The organism is Streptomyces phaeochromogenes, assembly GCF_001418655.1.
In the GTDB taxonomy this organism is placed as follows: Bacteria; Actinomycetota; Actinomycetes; order Streptomycetales; family Streptomycetaceae; genus Streptomyces; species Streptomyces phaeochromogenes.
Genome location: NZ_LIQZ01000225.1, coordinates 1 through 8670, shown reverse-complemented (window position 1 = coordinate 8670; position 8670 = coordinate 1). Strand labels below are relative to the sequence as shown.

The window sequence follows — 8670 nt, the reverse complement described above, 5'->3', positions numbered from 1 at the left end:
GTTGCTCGCGTCCACTGTGTTAGTTCTGAGACAACGAACAGTTGTCGGCTTTTGAGCAGAACACCCAACTGAAAAGTGTGCTTGTTCGCTCGAAACCATTAGGGTTTCGGTGGCCATAGCGTGAGGGAAACGCCCGGTTACATTCCGAACCCGGAAGCTAAGCCTTACAGCGCCGATGGTACTGCAGGGGGGACCCTGTGGGAGAGTAGGACGCCGCCGAACAATATTTGGAGGACCTCTGGTCCCAGCGACTCGCTGGGACCAGAGGTCCTTTTTTGTTTTCCGAAGCGCGCTGGGTACCCGGCTGCGCGAGAATGACTTGCGGTACCGATGACAGGAGTCACCCATGTCCACCAACTCTCCCGACGAGCGACCGGAGCGCGACCAGCGACGCCGGGACAGTGGTGACCGCGGCGGGTACCGAGGCGGTCCGCGCCGCGACGACAACCGTGGCGGGAACGGCCGGCGTGACGACCGTCGCGATGACAGCCGTGGTGGCAGCGGGGACCGTGGCGGTTTCCGCCGCGACGACAGCCGTGGTGGCAGCGGTAGCGGTGGCAGCAGTGACCGTGGTGGATTCCGTCGTGACGACAACCGTGACGGCGGAAGTGGCGGCAGCGGCGGCGGATTCCGCGGGCGCGACGACCGTGACCGTGGTGGTCGTCCCAGTGGCCCCAGCCGTGACGACCGCGACCGCGGTGGGTTCCGTCGGGACGATGACCGTGGTGGTCGTCCGCCGTTCCGCCGTGACGACGAGCGGGGTGGCCCGCGTCGCGACGACAACCGTGGCGGCAGTGGTGGCAGCGACCGTCCGCCCTTCCGGCGTGATGACCGGCGCGATGACAACCGTGGCGGCAGCAGTGGCGGCGGCGACCGTGGCGGTTTCCGCCGTGACGACAACCGCGGTGGTGGCGGCGATCGTGGTGGCTTCCGCCGTGACGACCGGCGCGATGACAACCGCGGCAGCAGCAGTGACCGGGGCGGTTTCCGCCGCGATGACAACCGTGGTGGCCCCCGGCGTGATGGCGACCGTCCGCCCTTCCGGCGTGATGACCGGCGTGATGACAACCGTGGCGGCAGCAGTGGCGGTGGCGACCGTGGCGGTTTCCGTCGCGATGGCGATCGTCCGGCGTTCCGTCGTGACGACCGGCGGGACGACGACCGTGGTGGCCGTCCGCCGTTCCGGCGTGATGACCGTCCCAGTGGGCCGAGCCGTGACGACCGTGACCGTGGTGGGTTCCGTCGGGACGATGACCGTGGTGGTCGTCCGGCGTTCCGCCGTGACGACGAGCGGGGTGGCCCGCGTCGCGACGACAACCGCGGTGGTGGCGGCGATCGCGGTGGCTTCCGGCGTGACGACCGGCGCGATGACAACCGCGGCAGCAGCAGTGGCGGTGGCGACCGTGGCGGTTTCCGCCGCGATGACCGCAGGGACGATCGCAGGGATGACCGTCGCGACGGTGACCGTACCGGTTACGTCCGTCGCGATGATCGGCGTGACGACCGTCGTGATGACAACCGTGGCGGCAGCAGTAGCGGCGGTGACCGTGGCGGCTTCCGTCGCGACGACAACCGCGGTGGCGGCACCGGCGGCGGGTTCCGTGGCCGCGACGACCGTGGTGGGCGAGGCGGCGACGACCGTCGTGGCGGACCGCGTCGCGATGACAGCCGTGGCCGTCCCGCCGGCGGTGGCGGCGGGTTCCGCGGGCGTGACGACCGTGGCGGACGGGGCGGCGACGACCGTCGTGGCGGCGGGCGCTTCCGTGACGAGCGGGACCGCGACCGCGAGCCGATCAAGCGGCTGCCGATCCCGGACGACGTCACGGGCGAGGAGATCGACAAGGACGTAAAGCAGGAGCTGCAGAGCCTCCCCAAGGGGCTTGCCGAGGACGTCTCCCGGAACCTGGTGATGGTGGCCAGGCTCATCGACGAGGACCCCGAGGGGGCGTACGGCTACTCCAGGGTCGCGCTCCGGCTGGCGTCGCGTGTCGCCGCCGTGCGGGAGGCGGCCGGCTTCGCCGCGTACGCGAGCCAGAAGTACAGCGAGGCGCTCGCCGAGTTCCGGGCCGCGCGGCGCATGACGGGCAACGTGGACCTGTGGCCCGTCATGGCGGACTGCGAGCGCGGTCTCGGGCGGCCGGAGAAGGCGCTCGACATGGCCGGGGCCCCCGAGGTGCAGAAGCTGGACAAGGCCGGCCAGGTCGAGATGCGGCTCGTGGCGGCCGGTGCGCGGCGGGACATGGACCAGCTCGACGCGGCCATCGTCACGCTGCAGAGCCCCGAGCTCGCCTCCAACTCCGTACAGCCCTGGACCGCGCGGCTGCGTTACGCATACGCCGACGCGCTGCTCGCGGCGGGGCGTGAGGGCGAGGCGCGTGAGTGGTTCGCCAAGGCCGTCGAGTCCGACAAGGACGGCAGCACGGACGCCTCGGACCGGCTCGCCGAGCTGGACGGTGTGGAGTTCGTCGACGCCCTCGTCGAGGACGACGGTGACAGCGACCACGACAGCGAGAGCGAGAGCGACGGGGATGTCGAGGTCGTGAACTCCGAGGCTCCGGAGGCGAAGTCGGTGCCGGAGGCGGAGACGGAGCCTGAGCCGGCCGAGGACAACGTCGACGACGTGGACGACGTGGACGACATGGACGGCGACGAGGGCGACCTCAAGAGCTGACAGCTCCGCAGGAGTCGTACGAGTAGATGTAGATGGGCGGGATCCCTTTGGGGGTCCCGCCCATTTGTGTTTTCAGGGGAACAGGGTGCGCAGCACCAGGCCCGATGCCGGCTTCGGGCCGAATGACGTCGACTTGCGGGGCATGGTGACGCCCTGGCTTGCGAGGTCGCGTACGACCTCCTCGTGGACCGGGTGCATCAGGACGGCCGTGCCGCCGTCGCGTTCCGCCTTGTCGACCGTGGCGGCGGTGTCGTGGATGTAGGCGATGTGCTCCGGGACGTCGGGTATCTGCCAGACGTGGTCGAGGAGCGTGGCGTGCAGGACCGTCGCGTCGAGGGTGCGCCAGGTCTCGGGGCGGTCCGCCGGGATCGTACGGGCGAGCAGGTCCTGGGACGGGCGGTCGACGAGGTGGAAGGTGCCGTCGCCCGCAAGGAGGTATGCGTTTCCCTCGGTGGCCGCTACGGAGAGGGCCTCCAGGGCACGGGAGAGTGGGCCGTCGACATGGCGTACGCGGAAGTCGTCGCCGAGGGCCGCCAGGGCGTCGGCCACCGGGAGGCGGTGCAGGAGGCGGTGGATCGCGCGGACGCGCAGTGGGTAGCGGGCGGTGTCGACGAGGAGTACCAGGCCGAAGTCCCAAGGGCTGGGGGAGGGATGCTCCGCGCGTAGACGCAGGTACGTCGCCCAGCGGTGGTGGCCGTCGGCGATGAGGGCCTGGCGGTGGGCCAGGTCTGTCCGGATCTCGGCCAGGTCCGCCGGGTCGGTCACGGCCCACAGGCGGTGGCTGAAGCCGTCCTCCGTGGTCGTGGACAACAGGGGAGGGCGCTCGGCGGCGCGCTCCACGACGGCGGTCGTGCCGGAGTCGGAGCCGTTGCCGCGGTAGGTCAGCAGCAGGGGTTCGAGGTTCGCGGAGGTGGCGCGCATCAGGGCGGCGCGGTCCGCGACGACGTGCGGCATGACGTCCTCGTGGGGCAGGACCACGCCGTCCGACGCCTCCGACAGACGCAGGGCGCCGATGACGCCCCGCTGCAGCATGCCGTCGCCGTGGCGTTGTTCGTAGACGTACAGGCCCGGCACGGAGTCCGTGGTCAGGACGCCCTCGGACAGCCAGCGGTGCAGGGTGTCCGCCGCCTGCTCGTTGCGGACGCTGGGCGTGGTGGCCTGGGGGAGGATCAGCCGGACGATGTTGTGCGGGTCCGCCGATTCGAGATGGTGGAGACCGTCCGGCCGTACGACCACGTCGTACGGCGGGGACGTGACGGCGGAGAGGCTGCCGACCCGGTCGGGGTCGTAGCGCAGACCCCGGAACGGGGTCAGATCAAGGCCCATGCGTGCCGGTACGTCCGCGGGACCTGCAGTGTTCATTGGTGCATCGTAAGTGTGTCAGTGCCATGCGGGATGATCGGGGGAAAGGGATCGAACGAGGAGCGATGCGTAATGAGCCAGACCGTGAGGACGCGCCCCGAGGGCAGTGACCGGGCCCTGAGCGAGGCGTACGACACGGCACTGCTCGACCTGGACGGGGTGGTGTACGCGGGCGGGAACGCGATCGCGTACGCGGTCGACTCGCTCGGCACGGCCCGCGCGGGCGGAATGCGTCTCGCGTATGTGACGAACAACGCGCTGCGGACGCCCGACACCGTCGCCGCGCACCTCACGGAGCTGGGGATACCGACAGAGGAGTCGGACGTCATCACCTCGGCGCAGGCGGTGGCCCGGCTGATCAGCGAGCAGGTGCCCCAGGGGGCGCGGGTGCTGGTGATCGGCGGGGAGGGGCTGCGGGTCGCGCTGCGCGAACGTGGGCTCGAACCGGTCGAGTCGGCCGAGGACGAGCCGGTGGCGGTCGTGCAGGGGTACGGCGGGCCCGATCTGCCGTGGGGCCGCTTCGCGGAGGCCTGCTACGCCATCGCGCGCGGGGTGCCGTGGTTCGCGTCCAACACCGATCTGACGATCCCCAGCGCGCGCGGTATCGCCCCTGGCAACGGCGCGGCCGTGGAGGTCGTGCGCATCGCGACCGGCGCCGAGCCGCAGGTGGCGGGCAAGCCGTTGCCGCCGATGCACCGCGAGACGATCCTGCGGACCGGGGCCGAGCGGCCGTTGGTCGTCGGGGACCGGCTCGACACGGACATCGAGGGGGCGTTCAACGGCGAGGTGGACTCGCTGCTGGTGCTGACGGGTGTGACCGACGGGGCACTGCTCCTTGCCGCGCCGCCGCAGCACAGGCCGACGTACGTCGACGCCGATCTGCGGGGCATGCTGACCGGGCAGCCGGAGGTCGTCGAGACGGGCGAAGGGTTCCGCTGTGGTGGCTGGACGGCGACGGCCGGCAGCGAGCGGCTGGAACTGGAGGGTGCGGGCGAGGCGATGGACGGGCTGCGGGCGCTGTGTGCCGCCGCCTGGACGGCTGCCGGGGACGGGGCGTGTGAGCTGGACGGGGGCAAGGCGCTGGCGCGGCTGGGGCTCTGAGCGCGGGCCCGGCAGATTCCCCGGGCTTCTCAGGCAGGCTCTTCGGCGGGGCCCGGAGCGCGGCCTCGGAAGGGGTGGTTGCGCAGGTCACCGCGTACGGGGATCGTGGCTCGGAGCGAGGGTAGGCTAACCTAACCGGGTGTTGGTCGACAGTCCCCCCGAACCGAGCGCGGAGACCGCCCCCGCGCCCCCAACCCGCCGGGCGATACGGGCCGCTGGGCTCTTCGTGTCCCTCGCCGTGCTGGTGCTCGTCGCGCTGGCGAGCATCGCGATCGGCGCAAAAGAGCTGTCGCTGGAGCAGGTCTGGCACGGCCTGTTCGAGGACTCGGGGACGTACGGCGACGTCGTGGTGGGCGAGCGGCTGTCGCGTACGGTCCTCGGGCTGCTCGTCGGCGCCGCGCTCGGCCTCTCCGGGGCGGTCCTCCAGGCGCTGACCCGCAACCCGCTCGCCGACCCGGGGCTGCTCGGCATCAACGCCGGCGCGTCCGCCGCGGTCGTCACGGCCATCACCTTCTTCGGCGTCACCTCGCTGAGCGGCTATGTGTGGTTCGCCTTCGCGGGCGCGGCCGTCGTCGGGGCGCTCGTGTACTTCCTCGGCGGCAGCCGGGGTGCCACGCCGGTGCGGCTCGCGCTGGCCGGCACCGCGATCAGTGCCGCGCTCTACGGCTATCTGCAGGCCGTGATGATCACCGACGAGGCCGCGCTCAGCAAGATGCGTTTCTGGACGGTCGGTTCACTGGCCTCGGCCACGAACACGACCATCGAGCAGGTGCTGCCGTTCCTCGCGGTCGGCACGGTTCTCGCGCTGGCGCTCGCCCGGCCGCTGAACGCCATGGCCATGGGCGACGACACCGCCCGCGCGCTCGGGGCGCATCTGAACCGCACCCGCGGTCTGTCCATGGCCGCCGCGACCGTGCTCTGCGGGGCCGCGACCGCCGCCTGCGGGCCGATCGTCTTCGTCGGACTGATGGTTCCGCACGTCGTACGGTCCTTCACCGGGCCCGACCTGCGCTGGATCCTGCCGTACGCCACCGTGCTGTCGCCGGTGCTGCTGCTGGGCGCCGATGTCCTCGGCCGGATGGTCGCCCGGCCCGCGGAGCTCCAGGTCGGCATCGTCACCGCGATCCTCGGCGGGCCGGTCTTCATCTTTCTCGTACGACGGCGGAGGACGGCGCAGCTGTGAAGCCCCCACGCGATCAGGCCGGACACGACCGGGCAGAACACGACCAGGCAGAAGCAGAACGCGAGCAGACCGGGCTCGATCAGGCAGTGCTCGATCAGGCAGTGCTCGATCGGGCCGGGCACGATCAGGGAGGTCCCGTCCGGGCCTTTCGGGCTCGGACCGTGCGTACCGGCGGTGGCATGTCGGTCCGTTTCGATGTCCGCGCGTTCACGGTCGTCGTGCTGCTGCTCGTGGCCGCGCTCGCCGCGAGTGTCGTGCTCATCGGCACCGGCGACTTCCCGATACCGGCCGCCGACGTCATCAGGACGTTGCTCGGCAACGGCGACGCGGGCCAGGAGTTCATCGTCAACGAGCTGCGTCTGCCGCGGGTCCTGGTCGGGCTCCTGGTGGGGGCCTCGCTCGGGCTCGGCGGTGCGCTCTTCCAGACCATCTCCCGTAATCCGCTGGGCAGTCCGGACGTGCTCGGCCTCGGGCAGGGCTCGACGGCCGGCGCGCTCGTGATGATCGTGCTGTTCTCGGGGAGCGCCACTCAGGTCGCCGTCGGAGCGCTGGTCGGCGGTCTGGTGACAGGGCTCGCCATCTATGTGCTCGCCTGGAAGCGGGGTGTGCACGGATACCGGCTGGTTCTGGTCGGTATCGGTGTCTCCGCGATCGTCACGGCCGTCAACGGCTATCTGATCACCAAGGCCGACCTCGTCGACGCGGCCCGGGCCGTCGTCTGGATGACCGGCTCGCTCAACGGCCGTGACTGGGACCAGGTCTGGCCGCTGCTCGGCCTGTGCGCCGTCCTCGTACCGCTGGTCCTCGGCAACGCGCGCGGGCTGCGGATGCTGGAGATGGGCGACGACGTGGCGTACGCGCTCGGGGTGCGGGTCGAGCGGACGCGGCTGCTGCTGTTGGTGGCCGCCGTGCTGCTCACCGCGGCGGCCACCGCCGCCGCGGGCCCGGTCGGCTTCGTCGCGCTCACCGCGCCGCAGCTCGCGCGGCGCCTCACCCGCTCGCCGGGACCCAACCTGGTGCCCGCCATGTGCATGGGCGCCACCCTGCTGGTCGTCGCGGACTGGGCCTCGCAGCGGGCCTTCGGCGCCGACCAACTGCCCGTCGGCGTCGTGACCGGAGTGCTCGGCGGCGTCTATCTGCTGTGGCTCCTGGTCACCGAGCGGAAGGCGGGCCGGATATGAACGCCGACCGCACGACGAGTACGGCCGCCGCAGGCAAGGCGAGCAACACGAACACGACGAGTACGGGCTCCGATGGCGGGCCGCGCACGAACACCCGAAGGAGCACTGTGAACCGCCTGTCCGCCGAGAACGTCACCCTCGCCTACGACCAGCGCGTCATCGCCGAGCAGCTGTCGGTCGAGATACCGGACAACTCGTTCACGGTGATCGTCGGCCCGAACGCCTGCGGCAAGTCCACGCTGCTGCGCGCCCTGTCCCGCATGTTGAAGCCGAACCAGGGCCGCGTGCTGCTCGACGGGCAGGTCATCCAGTCGATGCCCGCCAAGAAGGTCGCCAGGACGCTCGGGCTGCTGCCGCAGTCGTCGATCGCGCCCGACGGGATCACCGTCGGCGACCTCGTGGGGCGCGGGCGCTACCCGCACCAGGGGCTGCTGCGCCAGTGGTCGACCGAGGACGAGCGGATCGTGCGCGAGTCCATGACCTCCACCGGCGTCGCCGAACTGGCCGACCGGTACGTCGACGAGCTCTCCGGAGGCCAGCGCCAGCGCGTGTGGATCGCGATGGCGCTCGCCCAGCAGACCCCGTTGCTGCTGCTCGACGAGCCGACCACCTTTCTCGACATCCAGCACCAGATCGACGTGCTCGACCTGTGCGCGGAGCTCCACGAGGAGCAGGGCCGCACCCTGGTCGCCGTACTGCACGACCTCAACCACGCGGCCCGGTACGCCACCCACCTGATAGCCCTGCGCGAGGGCTCGGTGATCGCCGAGGGCGCCCCGGCCGACATCGTCACGGCCGAGCTGGTCGAGGAGGTCTTCGGGCTGCGCTGCCAGGTCATCGACGACCCGGAGACGGGTACGCCGCTGGTGGTGCCGGCGGCGCGGAAGGCACGTACGACCGCCGCCGCGCCTGTCGGTGTCGCGAAGAGCTAGTGCTCCCGCGGGACCGCCGAGGAGCGGCCGGGCAGGGCCGGAGGAGCTTTCAGAGCAGGTCTCAGAGGGGGTCTCGGAGCAGCTTTCAGAGGAGCTTTCTGAGCCGGAGCAGGTCGCGCAGGCCCGCTTCGAGCTTGACCCGGCCCGAGCCCCAGGCCTTCGCGAAGTTCAGCTCGCCGTCGACCATCGCGACCAGGTCGTCGCCGGTCATCGTGAGCCGGATCTCGGCCTTGTCGGGCG

At 71.2% G+C, this 8670-nt stretch carries 6 protein-coding genes, 1 rRNA gene and 2 pseudogenes; 7 read left to right on the top strand and 2 right to left on the bottom strand.

The features are described 5' to 3' along the window. The first annotated feature begins 105 nt into the window (after positions 1-105). The 3 genes and pseudogenes from rrf to AOK17_RS28515 all read left to right on the top strand — a co-directional run bounded on the left by rrf (position 106) and on the right by AOK17_RS28515 (position 2671). Positions 106-222, top strand: a 5S ribosomal RNA gene (gene rrf, locus AOK17_RS28525). 598 nt (positions 223-820) lie between these two features. Continuing rightward, positions 821-1153, top strand: a pseudogene (locus tag AOK17_RS54050) (DEAD/DEAH box helicase); the annotation flags it as partial. 648 nt (positions 1154-1801) lie between these two features. Then, positions 1802-2671, top strand: a complete 870-nt coding sequence (locus tag AOK17_RS28515; RefSeq protein WP_079053329.1) for a tetratricopeptide repeat protein — start codon at positions 1802-1804, stop codon at positions 2669-2671. A 72-nt stretch (positions 2672-2743) separates the two neighbouring features. Here the strand turns inward: AOK17_RS28515 and AOK17_RS28510 are convergent, their stop codons facing one another. Beyond that, positions 2744-4033, bottom strand: a complete 1290-nt coding sequence (locus AOK17_RS28510; protein ID WP_055615433.1) for a DUF1015 domain-containing protein — start codon at positions 4031-4033, stop codon at positions 2744-2746. Between the two features lie 72 nt (positions 4034-4105). On the opposite strand from AOK17_RS28510, the gene AOK17_RS28505 reads away from it, so the two are divergent. The 4 genes from AOK17_RS28505 to AOK17_RS28490 all read left to right on the top strand — a co-directional run bounded on the left by AOK17_RS28505 (position 4106) and on the right by AOK17_RS28490 (position 8430). Then, positions 4106-5134, top strand: a complete 1029-nt coding sequence (locus tag AOK17_RS28505) for an HAD hydrolase-like protein (protein WP_055615432.1) — start codon at positions 4106-4108, stop codon at positions 5132-5134. Positions 5135-5273: 139 nt separating this feature from the next. Then, positions 5274-6317 carry a FecCD family ABC transporter permease gene (locus AOK17_RS28500; protein WP_055615431.1) on the top strand — a complete coding sequence of 348 codons (1044 nt, stop codon included), beginning with the start codon at positions 5274-5276 and terminating at the stop codon, positions 6315-6317. Between the two features lie 179 nt (positions 6318-6496). Next, positions 6497-7498 (top strand): FecCD family ABC transporter permease, encoded by a 1002-nt coding sequence (locus AOK17_RS28495; RefSeq protein WP_107102522.1) that lies wholly within the window; start codon positions 6497-6499, stop codon positions 7496-7498. After that, positions 7459-8430, top strand: a complete 972-nt coding sequence (locus tag AOK17_RS28490; protein ID WP_425424645.1) for an ABC transporter ATP-binding protein — start codon at positions 7459-7461, stop codon at positions 8428-8430. Before AOK17_RS28495 ends, AOK17_RS28490 begins: the two co-directional genes overlap by 40 nt. An 85-nt stretch (positions 8431-8515) precedes the next feature. Here the strand turns inward: AOK17_RS28490 and AOK17_RS52565 are convergent. After that, positions 8516-8670: pseudogene (locus tag AOK17_RS52565) on the bottom strand (sterol-binding protein); the annotation flags it as partial.